Origin of the sequence: Pseudofrankia sp. DC12, assembly GCF_000966285.1 — a bacterium.
Classification (GTDB): domain Bacteria; phylum Actinomycetota; class Actinomycetes; order Frankiales; family Frankiaceae; genus Pseudofrankia.
Genome location: NZ_KQ031391.1, coordinates 5,269,618 through 5,285,772 on the forward strand (window position 1 = coordinate 5,269,618; position 16,155 = coordinate 5,285,772).

The 16,155-nt window shown below is 73.9% G+C and carries 15 protein-coding genes and 1 tRNA gene; 8 read left to right on the forward strand and 8 right to left on the reverse strand.

Annotated features, from left to right (window positions below):
- Positions 1-476: 476 nt before the first annotated feature.
- The 5 genes from cobT to FRADC12_RS21200 all read right to left on the reverse strand — a co-directional run bounded on the left by cobT (position 477) and on the right by FRADC12_RS21200 (position 5,176).
- On the reverse strand, positions 477-1,589 hold the full coding sequence (gene cobT / locus FRADC12_RS21180; protein WP_198152993.1) for a nicotinate-nucleotide--dimethylbenzimidazole phosphoribosyltransferase: 1,113 nt from the start codon (positions 1,587-1,589) through the stop codon (positions 477-479).
- 147 nt (positions 1,590-1,736) lie between these two features.
- Entirely contained in the window at positions 1,737-3,038 is a 1,302-nt protein-coding gene (locus FRADC12_RS21185) for an adenosylcobinamide-GDP ribazoletransferase (RefSeq protein ID WP_052711061.1), read from the reverse strand.
- Positions 3,039-3,191: 153 nt separating this feature from the next.
- Positions 3,192-3,818 carry a bifunctional adenosylcobinamide kinase/adenosylcobinamide-phosphate guanylyltransferase gene (cobU, locus tag FRADC12_RS21190; protein WP_045877957.1) on the reverse strand — a complete coding sequence of 209 codons (627 nt, stop codon included), beginning with the start codon at positions 3,816-3,818 and terminating at the stop codon, positions 3,192-3,194.
- A complete protein-coding gene (locus FRADC12_RS21195) occupies positions 3,815-4,135 on the reverse strand; it encodes a hypothetical protein (RefSeq protein WP_198152994.1) in 321 nt (106 codons plus the stop codon). Before FRADC12_RS21195 ends, cobU begins: the two co-directional genes overlap by 4 nt.
- 321 nt (positions 4,136-4,456) lie before the next feature.
- Complete coding sequence (locus FRADC12_RS21200; RefSeq protein ID WP_045877958.1) at positions 4,457-5,176, reverse strand: response regulator; 720 nt, start codon at positions 5,174-5,176, stop codon at positions 4,457-4,459.
- A gap of 674 nt (positions 5,177-5,850) precedes the next feature.
- Between FRADC12_RS21200 and FRADC12_RS21205 the strand changes: the two genes are divergently transcribed.
- Complete coding sequence (locus FRADC12_RS21205) at positions 5,851-7,482, forward strand: aldehyde dehydrogenase family protein (protein WP_232303938.1); 1,632 nt, start codon at positions 5,851-5,853, stop codon at positions 7,480-7,482.
- 110 nt (positions 7,483-7,592) lie between these two features.
- On the opposite strand, the gene FRADC12_RS21210 is transcribed toward FRADC12_RS21205, so the two are convergent.
- Both FRADC12_RS21210 and FRADC12_RS21215 read right to left on the reverse strand, forming a co-directional pair.
- Complete coding sequence (locus FRADC12_RS21210) at positions 7,593-8,546, reverse strand: ribokinase (RefSeq protein ID WP_232303939.1); 954 nt, start codon at positions 8,544-8,546, stop codon at positions 7,593-7,595.
- Positions 8,547-8,701: 155 nt separating this feature from the next.
- Positions 8,702-9,241, reverse strand: a complete 540-nt coding sequence (locus FRADC12_RS21215) for a DUF1697 domain-containing protein (protein WP_045877959.1) — start codon at positions 9,239-9,241, stop codon at positions 8,702-8,704.
- A gap of 424 nt (positions 9,242-9,665) precedes the next feature.
- Between FRADC12_RS21215 and FRADC12_RS21220 the strand changes: the two genes are divergently transcribed.
- The 3 genes from FRADC12_RS21220 (at position 9,666) to orn (ending at position 11,837) form a co-directional block, all read left to right on the forward strand.
- Positions 9,666-10,457, forward strand: coding sequence for a ferric iron reductase (locus FRADC12_RS21220; RefSeq protein ID WP_052711062.1), 792 nt, complete (start codon positions 9,666-9,668; stop codon positions 10,455-10,457).
- Between the two features lie 126 nt (positions 10,458-10,583).
- Positions 10,584-11,057 (forward strand): hypothetical protein, encoded by a 474-nt coding sequence (locus FRADC12_RS21225; protein ID WP_045877960.1) that lies wholly within the window; start codon positions 10,584-10,586, stop codon positions 11,055-11,057.
- A gap of 81 nt (positions 11,058-11,138) precedes the next feature.
- A complete protein-coding gene (gene orn / locus FRADC12_RS21230; protein ID WP_157488974.1) occupies positions 11,139-11,837 on the forward strand; it encodes an oligoribonuclease in 699 nt (232 codons plus the stop codon).
- Positions 11,838-12,007: 170 nt separating this feature from the next.
- Here orn and FRADC12_RS21235 read toward each other — a convergent pair.
- Positions 12,008-12,083, reverse strand: a tRNA-His gene (locus FRADC12_RS21235).
- 705 nt (positions 12,084-12,788) lie between these two features.
- Here FRADC12_RS21235 and FRADC12_RS21240 point away from each other — a divergent pair.
- The 4 genes from FRADC12_RS21240 (at position 12,789) to FRADC12_RS21255 (ending at position 16,116) form a co-directional block, all read left to right on the forward strand.
- Entirely contained in the window at positions 12,789-13,757 is a 969-nt protein-coding gene (locus tag FRADC12_RS21240) for a pirin family protein (RefSeq protein WP_045877962.1), read from the forward strand.
- A gap of 177 nt (positions 13,758-13,934) precedes the next feature.
- Positions 13,935-14,687 (forward strand): Crp/Fnr family transcriptional regulator, encoded by a 753-nt coding sequence (locus FRADC12_RS21245; protein ID WP_502685277.1) that lies wholly within the window; start codon positions 13,935-13,937, stop codon positions 14,685-14,687.
- A gap of 135 nt (positions 14,688-14,822) precedes the next feature.
- Complete coding sequence (locus tag FRADC12_RS21250) at positions 14,823-15,716, forward strand: HipA family kinase (RefSeq protein WP_045877963.1); 894 nt, start codon at positions 14,823-14,825, stop codon at positions 15,714-15,716.
- Positions 15,709-16,116 (forward strand): DUF3037 domain-containing protein, encoded by a 408-nt coding sequence (locus FRADC12_RS21255; RefSeq protein ID WP_045877964.1) that lies wholly within the window; start codon positions 15,709-15,711, stop codon positions 16,114-16,116. The genes FRADC12_RS21250 and FRADC12_RS21255 overlap by 8 nt, the downstream gene beginning before the upstream one ends.
- The last annotated feature ends 39 nt before the right edge of the window (positions 16,117-16,155 follow it).

A 16,155-nucleotide genomic window follows, 5' to 3' on the forward strand; every position in this document is an offset into this window, starting at 1 on the left:
AAGGCTGGGAGGCCGGTGACCGGGACGGCGAAAGCCACGACCGTGCAGCCCGGGACCGGCGGCGCCGCCGCTGGAGCCCGACGGGACGGCCCAGGCCCGCGGCCGGCCGGCCCCCGGGCGGCGAGGCCGGCGACCGTACGGGCCACGAGCCCGCGGGCGACCGCGCGTGCCACGGTCGGCACGGCAGCCCGGGTTACCGCCGCGAGGCCGGCGCCCGCCAGGGCGACAGCGGCCGGGGTTCCGAAGGCGGCTGCTTCCGCCGGCACCGGCTCGACGCGTGCCGTGGCGAAGGCGGAGACACCGCGCCGGACCGCCACACGCGGGAGCGGCGAGGACCGGCCGGCGAAACCACGCAGGACCATCACCGACGCCAGCTGACCGCGCGCCCAGGACCTGGAGCGAGGCCCGGACGTGCGACGCGCGCAGGCCCGGATCGGGCCTGCGCGCGACGCACGTCCGGCGGGCTGTGCGGCGGGCTACTCCTCGCCAGCGGTCTTGTCGGTGACGCCGGCACCGTCGAACGTGGCGACCTCGGCGAGGACGCGGGCCGCGGCCTGGATGACCGGCACGGCGAGCACGCCGCCGGACCCCTCACCCAGCCGCATGCCCAGGTCGAGTAGCGGCACCAGGTCGAGCGCGGCCAGCGCCGCGGACGCTCCGGGCTCGACCGACCGATGTCCGGCGAACATCGCCGCGCGGGCCGCCGGGGCGAGCCGCGCGGCCACCAGCGCGGACGAGCAGGCGATCACCCCGTCGAGCACGACCGGCACCCGGGCGGCGGCAGCGGCGAGCACGTACCCGACTGTCGCCGCGTGTTCCACCCCGCCGAGGGCCGCCAGCACTCCCAGTGGGTCGTCCGCGGTGACTCCGTCGGCCGCGGCGCGGCCGACCGCCCGGCTCACGACCTCGACCTTGTGCGCGAGGGCCGCGTCGTCGATGCCGGTGCCGCGGCCGGTCACCGCGGCCGGGTCCGCGCCCAGCAGGGCCGCGACAAGCGCGGCCGACGGTGTGGTGTTGGCGATGCCCATGTCGCCGGTCACCAGCAGGTCGTGCCCGTCGGCCAGCAGGCCTTCGGCCACCGCGGCACCGGCGGCGATCGCCCGGAGCGCCTCGGCCCGGCTCATCGCCGGCTCGACCGTGATGTCGGCGGTACCGGCGCGCACGCTGCGGCGGTCCAGCCCGGGCAGCTCGGCGACGACGGCCGCGGCCTCCGGCGACATGCCGACGTCGACCACGCGCACGGTCACGCCGACCTGGCGGGCGAGCGCGTTGACGACCGCTCCGCCGGCGAGGAAGTTCGCCACCATCTGCCCGGTGACCTCGCGCGGCCACGGGGACACGCCCTGGGCATGCACCCCGTGGTCGCCGACGAACACGGCGACGGCGGGGGCAGCCGGGACGGGCGCGGGCACTGCCGCGGCCAGCGCGGCGAGCCGGACCGAGACGTCCTCCAGCTGGCCAAGCGATCCACGCGGCTTGGTGAGCCTGTCCTGGTGTTCGCGCGCGGCCTGCGCGACGGTCGGGTCGGTCGCCTCGATCCGCGCGGTCAACGCGTCGAGCACGGCCGTGTCCGGCGGTTCGGGACTCATCTGGCGCCTCCCTCGGTTCGGCCCGGACGCTACCGAAGGTCCACGGCCCGCGGCGGCCGAACGTGACCGACCAGCCGCGCTCCCCGAGCGCGGAGCGGTCCCGCCTCGCCGGTCGCGACGGGTCCGGCCGCCGCGGGCCACCGCGGGCTAGATGCCGCCCCAGGCGATGATCGCCCCGACCGCCAGCAGGGTGACGGTGGTGGTGATCTCGATGACGGCGCCGAAGACGTCGCCGGTGATGCCGTCGAGCCGGCGGACGGCGTGCCAGGTCACCAGCCGGCCGGCGGCGAGTCCGACGAGAACGGCGAACGGCAGCCACAACGCCCGCGCGAGGCTTGTCTGGGTCAAGGCCAGGAGCAGCCACCCGAGCACCAGCGTGGCTCCCGCGGCGGTCGCCCGGACGGCCGCCGGGGCGGTCCCGGCGACGAGGCCGCCGAAGCCGCCGGGACGCGCAGGCGGGACGGCGGGACGCGCCGCGTCGAGCGCGGCCAGCCGGCCGGCGACCGCGGCGACCACCAGGACCACCAGCCCCTGCGCCCGGCTCGCCGACGCCAGCACCGTCAGCACGCCGCCCAGCTGCAGCAGCAGGACGGCGATCAGCGCGGTCACCCCGAACGGCCCGATGTCCGAGCGCCGCATGATCGCCAGCGCCTCCTCGGCGGGCCGGCGGCTACCGAGCCCGTCGGCGACGTCGGCCAGCCCGTCGAGGTGCAGCCCACGGGTGAGCAGCGCCATCACGCCGACCCAGGCCGCCGCTCCGAGGAAGCCGGCGCCGGAGCCGTAGCCACGCCAGAAGATCAGCGAGACGGCCCAGCCGGCCACCGCGAGCAGCCCGCCCAGCACAGGCAGCCAGCGCAGCGCCCAGCCGGCGAGACCGGCGTCGACGGCGTCCCGGCCGGCCCGGCGGGCCGGCACGGGAATCACGGTGAACATGCCCACGGCGAGCGGGAGCGCGCGCAGCGCCGCCGGCTCGCCTCCCGGAGCGCGGCGCCGGCTCGCCGCCGGCGTCTCGGCCCGGCGGCTGCGCAGCGCCGTCACGCCGCCGGCGGCCCGGTCGCGCACCCAGCCGACGCCGTCGCCGACCCGACGGCCGAGAGCCGCCGTCGCCTGGGTCGGCGGGCGCTGCCCCGAGGCTGGGCGGGTCGAGGGGGCGTCGTCGGGATAGCCGTCGACGCGTGGCCGGGCCCGGTCACGGCCGGTCATCGGGGCCTTCCAGCCCCGCCGGGGCCGGCGCTGGTCGGGTAGGTCCGAGTCGCCGTAGGACATCAGGTCGTCCACGCCCACGTCCTCGGCGCCACCGTGCTGCCAGCCGCGGGCGCCGCCGGGTGCCGCGCCGCCGAGGGGCTGGGTGTAGTTGCCGGTGTCGTCGCCGGGGTCAAAGCCCGAATAGCGCTCGTTCGGGTAGCCGGGCTCGTCGCCGGGGCCGCCACCACCGTCAGGTGTCGTCATGGCCGGTCCTCCTCTGCCGCCGCGTTCGACGGTATCGACGTACAAGGTGGTTTTCGCGTGCCGTGCACGCTCCCGCGCCAGGTGGTACCTGATCATCCTGCCTCATCCCGGGCAGGCCGCCCAAGCCCGACACTCCTGCGAAGGTCGGCGAAGTCAGCGGATACGTAGTGGAATACCGGCCGTGCACAGCCAGACTTCGTCCGCGACCGAGGCCAGCCTCGTGTTGAGCCGGCCGAGCTCGTCGCGGAACCGGCGGCCGGACACCGTCGCCGGGACGACCCCCGAACCGACCTCGTTGGTCACGGCCACGACGTCGGTTTTGGTGGCCGACCAGGCCGCTACCAGGCGATCCTCGGAGCGCGCGAGCGCCGTGTCCGCGGCGGAGACCGCTTCGGCGCCGGCCTCCGCGGCTGCCCAGAGCCCGCTGGCGTCCATCGCGGCCGTGAGCCAGGTGCCGACGCAGTCGAACAGCACGGCGCGGGCAGTGCCGGGCATGGACGTCTCGGTGGCGAGGACTGCGGCGGCGTCCGCGGTCTCGACGGTGGTCCAACTCACTGGCCGGCGGGCCTGGTGCGCGGCGACGCGAGCCGACCACTCGAGGTCGCCAGCCGTGGGCACCGCGCCGGTCGCCAGGTAGACGACCTCGAGCCGGCTGGCGAGCATCTCCTCAGCCAGCTGGGACTTGCCGGACCGCGCGCCGCCGGTGATGAGCACCCGGCGGCCCTGCGCCGACGTGCGGGCGGCTCGGCGCGCGAAGGACGGAAAACGACGAAAGCTCACCCGTCCGAGGATGCCTCCGACCGGCCGTCGACACGCACGGCGAGGGCGGCCGAGTGGGCGCGGACGGCGAGGGAGGCCGACGCGAGCGCCGCCGAGGCGGCCGCGACGGCCGCGGTGGCGGCCGCGACGGTGCTGGCGGTGACGCTCGCCGCGGCGGCGGCCGCACTCGACGAGGCGGAGACGGCGACGGCGGATGCCGCGGAGGCGACCTCGGAGGCCGCGGCGGCGGCGACGCGCACGGTGAACGCGACGGCGGCGACCGAGCCGACGACGGCCGCCGCCGTGGCCGCGGACACGACGACCGTCGCGGTCGACACGGCAACGGCCGCCGTTCCTGCCGCTCGCCGCGCGGTGGCCACGCTCGCCATCTGTCCTCCCGGGGCACGGGACTGCGCCGTCATCGACGCGTGCGCCGTTGTCGCCGAGAGCATCGTGACACGCGCGAGCCGACACCGGCAGGCGTTCGTCGGTGCCAGAGCGATCACTCGCGAACGCGCCGGCACCGGGAGGTGTGTCCGGGCGAGATACCGGCCCCGGACCGCCTCGACCACCGACGTCCGCGTGACTGGACATCGAGCGTTGGTCGGGCGCTGAGCGCCGGACCGGCTGAGGCGGCGGCGAATGCCGCCGCCTCAGCCTCATTCGATGTCGAAGAGGCCCTGGCGGACGGCGTACATGACGGCTTCCATCCGGGAGTGCAGCTGCAGCTTGTCCAGGATGTTGCGGACGTGGTTCTTGACCGTGTTCTCGCTGATGAACAGCTTGCGCGCGATCTCGCGGTTGGCCCGGCCCTCGGCGACGAGCTTGAGCACCTCCAGCTCGCGGGCGGTCAGGTGCGGGGTGTGCAGCCGGGGCCGGTCATCCGTGCCGCGGGCGATGCTGGCGAACTCGGCCATGAGCTTCGATGCCATCGAAGGGCTGATCAGGCTCTGGCCGTGGTGAACGGCGCGGACGGCGTCGGCGACCTCGTGCGGCGGGATCGACTTCAGCAGGTAGCCGACGGCACCCGCCTTGATCGCCTCGAAGAGGTCGTTCTCCTCGTCGCTGACCGTCAGCATCACGATCTTCACGCCCGGGACGGCCCGCTTCACGGCGCCGGTGGCGGCGATCCCGTCGCGCAGCGGCATCCGGACGTCCATGAGCACGAGGTCCGGCGTGGTCCCGGCGGCCAGCGAAACGGCCTCCTGACCGTTGCCGGCCCGGCCCACAACCCGGATGTCATCTTCTATCTCCAGGACGGTCTGCAGACCCTGTAGGAAGAGCTCATGATCGTCCACCACGAGAACCCGGATCGGACTCGCTTGACGGATCGGGTCGGCCTCGGTGGCGGCCGACGGCGGAACGACACTGGCCGTCATCACACACCCGGAAATCTACGAACGGATCGTTCGGAAGTAACTAATGGGACTACCGGCGAATAGCGGTTCGAGTACCCGTCCACTCTACGTGATGAGGCGTGTACCAGTGGTTGCGTCGGCGTTCGTGCCGTGTCGTGCCACGAGTCCCGGTGGCTCGGCCGGTCTGAATCCCGCGTCATCAAAAGATGTCCGTCGGTAGCGTCAGCCGAGGCGCGACGATGCTGGTTGGCGGGCTGTGGCCGCCGCTGGACGCCCCCGGGTCGAACGCTTCCGACATGACCGGATGATACCTCTGTGAACCGGAATGTTTTGCCCACAACACGGCCAAGACGGGACGGTTCGGCGGATTGGCGTGGACTGGCATGATCTCCGTCCCAAGTAGCCGTCGACGGGGCCCGTACCGGCTGGTGAGGACTCTCCGTGGCGGTGTGGGCGCAATGCTGGTCATCCGGCTTCCCGCCCAACGTCGACCCGTTGATCGTACCGGGAAGTAACCAGGCATCGTCTTTCTATGAGCCTTCTTTGAGTATTTGCTGCACTGGATGCCGAATTGCTTCGAGCCTTCGCGGACTCCCCGATCCCGGCGCTCGGCGGCAATATCACCGCGATCATTGGCTGATCGACTTCGCCCGCCCTGGATGGCGCGCCGACGCGATATGGCGCACCGTGCAGGCATGGTTACCGCCGCCGGCGCACGTCGCGCCACCAGCACCATCGCCGGTGACAAGCCTGCCGGCGGGGTTGAATCCACCGCGAGCCGTCGCCTGCGCCTGAAGCCTGGGACTGGCTGGAACGACGTCCTTGCCCGCGCCGAGGCCGCCGCGCCCGAGGCGTTCCGTGACGGCCGGCTGCTCAACCTCTGGGGTGGCAGCTGGCGCCCGACCGGCGTCCCGCTGTCGAGCGCCGTCTCGCCCGTCGACGGCAGCCCGATCGCCGGTCCGCCGATGATCGAGCTCGGCGAGGCCCGGGAGGCGATCGGCGCCGCCCAGGCCGACCACCGAGCCTGGCGGGAGGTGCCGCTGGCCGAACGGCGTGCCCGGGTGGCCGCGACGGTCGAGGCCCTCGAGACCCACCGGGACACGCTGGCGCAGCTGCTCGTCTGGGAGATCGGCAAGCCGTGGCGGCTGGCCAGGACCGACGTCGACCGGGCGATCGACGGCGTCCGCTGGTACCTCGACGAGATCGGCGGGATGGTAGCCGGCCGCACCTCGCTGCCCGGGCCGGTCAGCAACATCGCCAGCTGGAACTATCCGATGAGCGTGCTCATGCACACCATGCTCGTGCAGGTCCTCGCCGGCAACGCCGCGATCGCCAAGACGCCGACCGACGGCGGCGCCGCCTGCCTGACGCTGGCCTGCGCGCTGGCCCACCAGGCCGGACTTCCGGTCTCGCTCGTGTCCGGCCCCGGCTCGCGGCTGTCCGGCGCGCTGGTCCGGGCCCCCGAGATCGGCGCGCTCGCCTTCGTCGGCGGCCGCTCGGCCGGCGGCCAGGTCGCGGCCGCGCTCGTCGACACAGGCAAGCGGCACTTCCTCGAGCAGGAGGGCCTCAACGCCTGGGGGATCTGGGAGTTCTCGCAGTGGGGCCTGCTGGCCGGCCACCTGCGCAAGGGCTTCGAGTACGCCAAGCAGCGCTGCACGGCCTATCCGCGCTACGTGGTGCAGCGCCAGCTGTTCGACGAGTTCCTGAAGATGTACCTGCCGGTCGTCGAGTCGATCCGGTTCGGGCACCCGCTGGCGGTCGCCGCCGCCGACGAGGAGCTACCCGAGCTGGACTTCGGCCCACTGATCAACTCGGTGAAGGCCGCCGAGCTCGCCAGCCGGGTCGACGAGGCGATCGCGAAGGGCGGCGTCCCGCTGTACCGGGGCAGCCTGGCGGACGGCCGGTTCCTCCCCGGCCAGGACACCGCCGCCTACGCGACGCCGACGGCCATCCTGTCCCCGCCGACCTCGTGCGCGCTGCACCACGCCGAGCCTTTCGGGCCAGTTGACACGATCGTGCTGGTCGACTCGGAGGCCGAGCTGCTGGCCGCGATGAACGCCTCGAACGGCGCGCTGGTCGCCTCACTCGCCTGTGACGACGAGGACAAGGCCAGGCGGATGTCCGCGGAGCTGGCCGCTTTCAAGATCGGAATCAACAAGCCCCGGTCCCGGGGTGACCGCGACGAGCCGTTCGGCGGCCGGGGCGCCTCCTGGAAGGGCGCCTTCGTCGGCGGCGAACACCTCGTCCACGCTGTCACCGTCGGCGCCGACCCCCACGAACACCTCTACGGCAACTTCCCCTCGTATTCGCGCTACCCGGAGACGTAACCCGCCCCCATCCAGCCGGCCACGCTCACACCGACACCCAACCGGCGATCTTCGGCTGGCGTCAGCGGCGACGTCAGGAATCCGGGACGGCTGGGACCGCTACCCGGAGGTCAGACCGCGCTGAGTGCGGCGTCGACCTCGGTCGCCGTGGGCATGGCGGGTCCGGCGCCGAAACGGCCGACAGCGAGGCCAGCGGCCGCGTTGGCTCGCGCCAGGGCCGCGGTGGCGGGCAGCCCGGCGGCCAGCGAGGCGCCGAACGCGCCGCAGAAGCAGTCGCCGGCGCCGGTCGTGTCGACCACCGGCCCGCGCCGGCCGGGCAGGGCCAGCACCTCGCCGCCGATCCGGGCCAGCGCGCCCTGCGCGCCGAGGGTCACCACGAGGTCGCCGACCGGCTGGCCGTTCGACGCGGTCAGCCCGGTGCGCAGCCGTTCGGCGATCGCCTCGGCCCCGGCGCGCGGGACCTCGACCAGCTCGGCGAACTCGGTCTCGTTGAGGATCAGCACGTCGGTCGCGGCCAGCAGCCCGGGGCTCGGCGGCCGGAACGGCGCGAGGTTGAGGACCGTGCGCGCACCGGCGGCCCTGGCCGCGAAGGCGGCGGCCTCGTTGGTCTCGCCAGGGATCTCGTCCTGCAGCAGCAGCACGTCCCCGGCCCGGATCGTCGCCTCGGCCACCCGGGCCGGGCTGACCGAACCGTTCGCCCCGGCCACCACGATCACGGTGTTCTCGCCGCCGCTGGCGACCGTGATCAGGGCCGTGCCCGACGGTCCGTGCTCCGTGCGGATTAACGAGGTGTCGATCCGCTCCGCGCCCAGGAATCCTGAGAGCACCGCGCCGAAGCCGTCGGCCCCCACCGCGCCCACCAGCGTCGTGGGGGCGCCGAGCCGGCGGGCGGCGACGGCCTGGTTCGCGCCCTTGCCGCCGGGCAGCTGGTGCACCGAGCCGCCGGCGACCGTCTCGCCGGGCAGCGGCATCCGCTCCACGGTGACGACGACGTCCATGTTGATCGAACCAATCACGACCACCCGCCCGCCCGGCCACCCGGCGGTCTGTTCGCGCTCAGCCACGCCTCATCGTGAACCCTCCCGGCCGGCGCGCAAAGGCGAGGACACCGACACCTTCCGCGAAACCCGGTCCATCGGCGCTCGGCAGGGCCGGTTCCGCCGACGGTCAGGAAGCGCGATCGTCGCCCGGCACCCTTCGCCGGCCTGGCGCGCGACCGTCAGACGGCGCAGGTCAGGTCGCGCAGCGCCACAACGGTCCGCCAGTTGCGGGTGGTCCCGGTGACCGCGAGCTTCTTCTCGATGTTCGTGTTGTTGAGCTTCGTGCGCCCGTAGCCGTGCGGGCAGTGCAGGTAGACGTCCCGCCCGACGACCGAGACCTCCTCGCCCTCGCCGGCGAGGGCCGCGAGGCTGGCGGCCCGGCTCCGGCCCGGCTCCTCGGCGAGGAAGGTGACGTGCAGCTTGGTCGGATCGTCCTGCCGGCCGAGGAACGGGTTCGCGGCGGGGAGCGCGGCCAGCTCGTCGCGGGTGCGCAGCAGGACGGTGGTCCGGACACCGATCTCCCGGTTCAGGCGGGCCTCGATGTCCGCGGCCAGCGCGGCGGGCGGCGCCTCGGTGCCGAACAGCACGTTGCCGGACCGCAGGTAGGTGGAGATGCCGGCGAACCCGAGGCCGGCGAAGACGGCGTGCAGGTCCGCCATCGCGACGTTCGCGTGCCCGGCCACGTTGATCCCCCGCAACAGCGCCGCGTAGGTGGTCACCGGCCTCCTCCCATCACCCCCCCGGTGAACCTTACGAGCACCGGCCGCGCGGTCCAGCGCATTCCGCCGATCTCGCCAAGGCTTCACCGGCTTGTCACATGGCACGGGCGCCCGCCGCAGCGGATGCCCGGCCGTTCGCGCTGACCCGTCCGACGGCCCGTCGGGTGTCGCCACCACCGGCCAAGCGGGACGGGTGGTGTCCGCGTCGTTACACGTCCGCGGCTCGACAGTGCAGGTCAGCGGCCTGATCCGGACGTCGGCATGGTCCTCACGCGCCCTGTCGTGTGTGTCCACCTGAGCCGGCGGGGCCAGGTGCGGCTGAAGGGGATGAGAGCCAGCGGTCCCGGCCGGGCGTGACCCGCTGGGCGGACCGGCCCAGGCTCGGCCCCGCGAGGCCGGTCTGTCCCGAGTCGCCCGTCCTAGCATGGGCGGCGTGCGGGACTACGCCGGCGAGCTGGGAGCGCGGTTCGGGCCGTACTTCGCGCTGGACCCGCTCCCGGATGGCGAGGTTCCGCCCGGCTGGGTGGTCCTCGCCGACCTCGCCGATCCCGCGACCGGCGCCTTCGACCGGCGGGTCCGCTCGGTCCGCGCGGCGCTCGCCGGCGCTCGGTCCGCGCCGCCCGACGCCGTCGAGGAACGGGTGGCCGTGTCGGTCGCCCAGCTCGGCCTGTGCGCCCGGCTGGTCGCGCCGGCGCTCGCGCTGACCGTGCTCACCGGCCAGCCGCCGTCGTTGGACCCACGCAGGCTCTATTGGCGGGACGTCCTCGGTGGCCCGTTCCCCCTCGCGCTCGGTGGCCCGCCGGAGATCACCGCGGGCGATGCCGCGGCATCCAAGGGGCCAGAGCGCCTGGCCACGGGGTTCGCGGCCGGGACGCTGGCCCCGGTCATCACGCCCATCGTCGAGGCCGTCGCGCGCGGCTACCCGGTGTCGGAGAAGGTGCTGTGGGGCAACGTCGCCTCGGCCGTGGCCGGCGCGGCGAAGATGATCGGCCTCGCCGAGCCGGCCTTGGCCGAGCCGGCCTGGCGGGTCGTCGACGACCTGTGCGGTGGTGCCGGCGGCCCGTTGGTGACCGCGGGCGGACGGGTCGGCCCCGCCCGGTTCCGCCGGCGCAGCTGCTGTCTGATCTACCGGCTGGCCGAGGGCGCCGGCCGGCCGGTGTGTGAGGACTGCGTGCTGGGCCCGGGACCCTCGGCACCCGGCCGCGCGCCGACGTGACCGTTCGTCCCGGATAGCGATGACGGCCGGCGACAGGCTGGTGTCAAGGTCACTTCTGCCGGCGGGTTACAGTGACGGCCCCAGGGGCCACATTCCGGTCGGTGCTGGCGGAAGGGTACGAGCAGCGTGGACGCGGTCAGGCGTGGCTATTTGGGCCTGATGCTGTTCATCATCGCGTTGGTGCTGATGCCGCTGCTGGTCATCGACTACCACCGGCAGACGGAGAAGGACGACGGCGGGGTGAGGAATCGGGCGCTGGCCGGCGCCACGGCCACGCCCAGCCGCGGCGCGGGAGCGTCGAGCGCGCAGGTCGATCTCCGCCCGGCGATCGAGACGTTCCAGGGCGTCGAGGACGGCCAGACACTGCGTGGGGACGTCGCGATCACGCTGATCACGACGGGTGGCGTCGGCCCGATCAGCTACACCCTGGTTGGCTTCCCGGGCCAGTGGACGGCTGAGAGCTCGCCGTATCTCTTCTCGCCGCAGCCGGGTGGCTGGCGCACGTCGCAGGTCCCGAACGGCGACTACACGCTGATGGCGACGCCCATCAACACCCAGATCACTCCTCGCTCCGTGCACTTCCTGGTTCAGAATCCCTGACCGGCCCGGACCGGCCGATCTGGGTGGCCGTCTGGTGGGGGCCGCGTGACGCTGGCGCGGGGAAACCCTAGGGTCAGACAGATGGACCGCCTGGTTTGGATTGACTGCGAGATGACTGGCCTCGACCCGGCCTCGGACGTGCTGCTGGAGGTCGCCTGCCTGGTGACCGACGGGGAGCTCAATGTCGTCGGCGACGGGGTCGACCTGGTCATCTCGGCGCCGGACGCGGTTCTCGACACGATGGTGCCGGTGGTCCAGGACATGCACGCGGCCTCGGGCCTGACCGAGGCCGTCCGCGCCTCCACGCTCACTGTCGCCGAGGCCGAGCGGCAGATCCTCGCCTACGTCCGCACCCTTGTGCCGGAGAACCGGCGGGCGCCGCTGTGCGGGAACTCGATCGCCACCGACCGCACGTTTCTCGCCCGCTACATGCCCGAGCTCGACGACTACCTGCACTACCGGATGATCGACGTCTCGTCGGTCAAGGAGCTGGCCCGGCGCTGGTTCCCGCGCGCCTATTACGCCGCCCCCGCCAAGCGCGGCGGGCACCGTGCCCTCGCCGACATCCGGGAGAGCATTGAGGAGCTGCGCTACTATCGCCGCACCGTCTTTGTCGGCGCACCCGGCCCCACGACCGACGAGGCGCGTGCGGCGGCCACCGAGACCCGGGCCGAATCCGACGCGGAACTGGCGGCGGCATCGTCGCTCAACGGCAGCGCCCACGACACGACGCCCTCGATCCCCGGAGCGACCGCGACAGCGGACCCGACCTCTGACTGACGCGAAGTCGGCGCGGCGGTGCTCGGCATCGCGGGGATTCCTCGCGGCCGGGCCGTTCGCCTTGGAAGCAGGCCCTGGGATCCTGCGCCCAGAACTCGGGAGCAATCCGAGGCGCTGCTCCCGGTACGCTCCCAGGGGATCTTGCTAGATGATCGACATGCCCTCTGACCTGGGGTGGGTGACGGGACTTGAACCCGCGGCCACCGGGACCACAACCCGGTGCTCTACCAGCTGAGCTACACCCACCATGCCTCGCCGGAGTGCCGGCAAGAGGGCCCGGCGAGGGGCGGCGCAAGACCGTCCTGACCGGGCTTCGCCATACTACCGGGCGGAACGGTCGGAGCGGCAACCGGGTTTCGAGCCGGCCCGGCCCGCGTTCCGGGCGGTGACCGGGCGCCGCGACGGCTGGCCCGGACGGGCCCGCCCGGGGGGGGGCAGACTGGCCGCGAGCTGCGTCAGCGCAGCCGGCGGCGGTCCGGGGGACGGGACGCGAGGTGCGCGCCACCGCGGTTGTCACGGGGGCGTTGGCGCCCACGTAGCCGGCTGACGCCCAGGATGCGTTCCTGGATGATCCGCTCTTGCCGTGAGCATCGGCGATCCACGTCCCCGAAGGTAGCGTTCCGTCGAGCATCCGGTGTCCATCGTCACACGGTGTTTACCAAAGTCCCGGCGGGTCATGAGCGACGCGGACCGGGTCATCACTCGCATTACCCATGCGCGGCGTAGTCCCCTGGTGCTCTGGCGCTACCCGGAGTGAGGCGGTCGCGCCTCGGAGATGAGGCCGCCGTGCCGCACCCAGGTCTGACCCGAGGGCTGGCCCGGCTTCGAGCGTGACGTCGGGCCGGGCCGGGCGGTCTCGCTGGAGAACGGGCCTGGGGGACAAGGAAGCTAGGAGGGGCGACCGTCGTTACAGTGGTCGGTAGTTGCATGTGCAATCAAGGAGGATGTCCCATGCCCGCCGTCACCGCCGACCCCGTCTCGCTGCCTCGGCTTGCCGGGCCGGGGCTTGGGGACATCCCGCGCCCGGTCCGGAAGATCGCTACCGCGCCCCTCGGTTACGAGGGCGAGGGCTTCCCGGTCCGGCGCGCCTTCGCCGGGGTCAGCAAGGCCGACCTGGACCCGTTCGTCCACATGGACCAGATGGGCGAGGTCGAGTACGCCCCCGGCGAGCCCAAGGGAACACCGTGGCACCCGCACCGGGGCTTCGAGACCGTCACCTACCTGATCGACGGCACCTTCCAGCACCAGGACTCGCACGGCGGCGGCGGCATCATCACCGACGGCGCGACCCAGTGGATGACGGCCGGCGCTGGCATCCTGCACATCGAGACGCCGCCGGCGGCACTCGTCGAGAGCGGCGGCCTGTTCCACGGCATCCAGCTGTGGGTCAACCTGCCCGCCAAGGACAAGTTCGCCCCGCCGCGCTACCAGAACCTGGAGGGCGGCCAGGCGGGCCTGGTGACGACCGCGGACGGCGGCGCGCTGCTGCGGATCATCGCGGGCACGATCGGCGGCCACCGCGGACCGGGCTCGACCCACACCCCGATCACGCTGGCGCACGTGACCGTCAGCCCCGGCGCCCGGGTCGACATCCCGTGGAACCCCGAGTTCAACGCGCTCGCCTACGTGCTCGCGGGTGCCGGGACCGTCGGCCCGGCGGACGCGGCCGTCGAGACCGGCCAGCTCGCCGTGCTCGGCGCCGGCGACCGGGTGGTGTTCGCGGCGAGCGCCCACCAGGACTCGCGCACCCCGAACCTGGAGGTCCTGCTGCTGGGGGGCCAGCCGATCCGCGAGCCGGTCGCCCAGTACGGCCCGTTCGTCATGAACACCCGCCAGGAGCTGGAGCAGGCCATCGAGGACTTCCAGAAGGGCAGGCTCGGCGTGATCCCGGCCAACGCCCTCATGCCGCACCGCGTCTGACGGCCGGCCGCGGGCCGGGAGGGGCCACGTGGCCTGGGTGCCCCGTGGCCACCGGCTGGCCGATCCGTCGCGGTGCGGGTTCCGGAACTAGGCCACTATGGCTGGCTGTGTGGGCTTCGCGGCCTGGCCGCGTGCCGGCACCAGGGACGCGGCGGCTGGGCAGGCGCGGGGGGCACGGTGGGAGACCAGGACGCACAGGCGCACCGGTCGGCTGGGCCCGGCCGGCGTGACGACCGGCTGGCGGGCCTGCGCTGGCCCGAGCAGACGCTGCTCGGCCGGCTGCCGGCGGACTCGCAGGCGGGCATGCTCGCGCTCGGCGGGTTCCGCGAGTTCACTCCCGGCACACCGATCATGCGAGAGGGCGACCCGACGACGTTCGTCGCGGTGTTGCTGCGCGGCTGGACGAAGGTGACGGCGCTGACCGAGGACGGCGGCGTCGCGCTGCTCGCCGTCCGGCATGGCGGCGACGTCGTCGGCGAGTTCGCGGGCCTGGACTCCCAGCCGCGCTCCGCGACGGTGACCGCCGTCGGCAAGGTGCTCGCCAAGGTGATCAAGGCGGAGGAGTTCGCCGCCTACCTGGCCGGCGACCCGAGCGCGGCGGCGGCGATCAGCCAGAGCATCGTCGCGAAGACCCGGTTCAGCATCCGCCGGCGGGTCGAGTTCGCCGGCTGCTCGGTGGCCGTCCGGGTGGCCCGGGTGCTCGTCGAGCTGGACCGCGCCTACGGCGTCGACGACGGCGCCGGCCTACGGGCACTCGGCATGCCGCTGACCCAGGGGGAGCTCGCCGCCCTCGTCGGCGCCAAGGACCCGACGGTGCACAAGGCGCTGCGCGCGCTGCGCCGGGACGGCGTCATCGAGTGGGGCTACCGGTGCACGACGATCCGCGACCTGCCAGCCCTGCGCACCGCGGCCGGTCTGCCCCCCGGGTAATCTTCGACGCCGACACGCTGGATCTCGGTGGGCGACCTGGGCCCGGGGGTCCCCGCCGGACCGCCCGCCCGCGCCGGGCTGGTGCCCACGGTGGAACGGCGTCGGCCCAGGCCTGGCGGATCGGTGGTGGCAGGCGTGCTGCGAGAGGTCCGCGCGATCCGGTACGCCACGCCGCTGCGCGAGGGCGGCAGCCTGCCCGGGATCATGGAGGCGGACGACCTCGGGACCTGGGTGGTGAAGTTCCGCGGCGCGGGGCAGGGCGTGCGCTCGCTGGTCGCCGAGGTGATCGTCGGCGAGCTGGGCCGCGCGCTCGGGCTCCCGGTGCCGGAGCTCGTCGTCATCGACGTCGACCCGGTGCTCGGCCGGGTCGAGCCCGACCAGGAGATCCAGGACCTGCTGCGGGCCAGCGCCGGCGCGAACCTGGGGATCGACTACCTGCCCGGCTCGATCACCTACGACCCGCTCGCGTTCACGGTCGACCCGCAGCTCGCCGCCCGGGTGGTATGGCTGGACGCGCTGACGCTGAACGTCGACAGGTCGTGGCGTAACCCGAACCTGCTCGTCTGGGGCGGTCGGCTGTGGCTCATCGACCACGGCGCCGCCCTGTACCCGCACCACGGCTGGTCGGCCCGGGCAGCCGAGCGGGACCCCGCGCCCGGGCCACCCCCGGCGCCCGACCTGAGAGTCCTGCCTCGCTGGGAGGAGCACGTGCTGCTCCCAGCGCTGGGTGACGACCCGGCTGGGGCGCTGCGGGCCGCCGACGCCGCGCTCGCCCCGCTGGTCCGCCCCGGCCTGCTGGCCCCGGTGGTGGCCGCGGTCGCGGCTGGCTGGCTGGACGTCGACGCGGCGCGGTACGTCGACTGGCTCACCGCGCGATGCGCGGGCGACCGGCCCTGGCTGGAGGCGATGACGGCGGCCGACCCGGCGACCGTGGCCGCGGCGCGGGTGGAGGCGGACGCCGCCCGGTCCGCTCCGCCGGCGTGGCTGCGCCCGGCGCTCTCCCGGGCCCGGGAGGCCGGCCGTGGCTGAGCTGTTCGAGTACGCGCTGGTGCGGGTCGTGCCGCGGGTGGAGCGCGGCGAGTGCATGAACGTCGGCGTGCTGCTGTGGTGCCAGAGCGCCGGCTACCTGGAGCTGCGCTGCGTCCTTGACGGCGACCGGCTCACCGCGCTGGATCCGTTTCTCGACCTCGGCGCGGTGCGCACCCACCTGGACGCGCTGCACAGGGTGTGCGTCGGTGGCCTGGCGGCCGGCGCGGCCGGCGCGATGTCGCCGGGGGAGCGGTTCCGCTGGCTCACCGCGCCGCGCAGCACGGTGGTGCAGACCTCGCCGGTGCACACCGGCGTCACCGCCGACCCGGCGGCCGAGCTGGACCATCTCGTGGAGATCCTGGTCGACCGGCAGCGGCCACCCGGCGGTACGCCCGGTTGAGGCGGCACCCGGGTTGGCTTATTCTCGAACATGCGTTCG

Coding starts and splice junctions, on each gene's coding strand:
- orn (WP_157488974.1), top strand. CDS start 11,139: ATGGACCGCCTGGTTTGGATTGACTGCGAGATGACTGGCCTCGACCCG.
- FRADC12_RS21240 (WP_045877962.1), top strand. CDS start 12,789: ATGCCCGCCGTCACCGCCGACCCCGTCTCGCTGCCTCGGCTTGCCGGG.
- FRADC12_RS21185 (WP_052711061.1), bottom strand. CDS start 3,038: ATGACGACACCTGACGGTGGTGGCGGCCCCGGCGACGAGCCCGGCTAC.
- FRADC12_RS21200 (WP_045877958.1), bottom strand. CDS start 5,176: ATGACGGCCAGTGTCGTTCCGCCGTCGGCCGCCACCGAGGCCGACCCG.
- FRADC12_RS21220 (WP_052711062.1), top strand. CDS start 9,666: ATGGGCGGCGTGCGGGACTACGCCGGCGAGCTGGGAGCGCGGTTCGGG.
- FRADC12_RS21205 (WP_232303938.1), top strand. CDS start 5,851: ATGGTTACCGCCGCCGGCGCACGTCGCGCCACCAGCACCATCGCCGGT.
- cobT (WP_198152993.1), bottom strand. CDS start 1,589: ATGAGTCCCGAACCGCCGGACACGGCCGTGCTCGACGCGTTGACCGCG.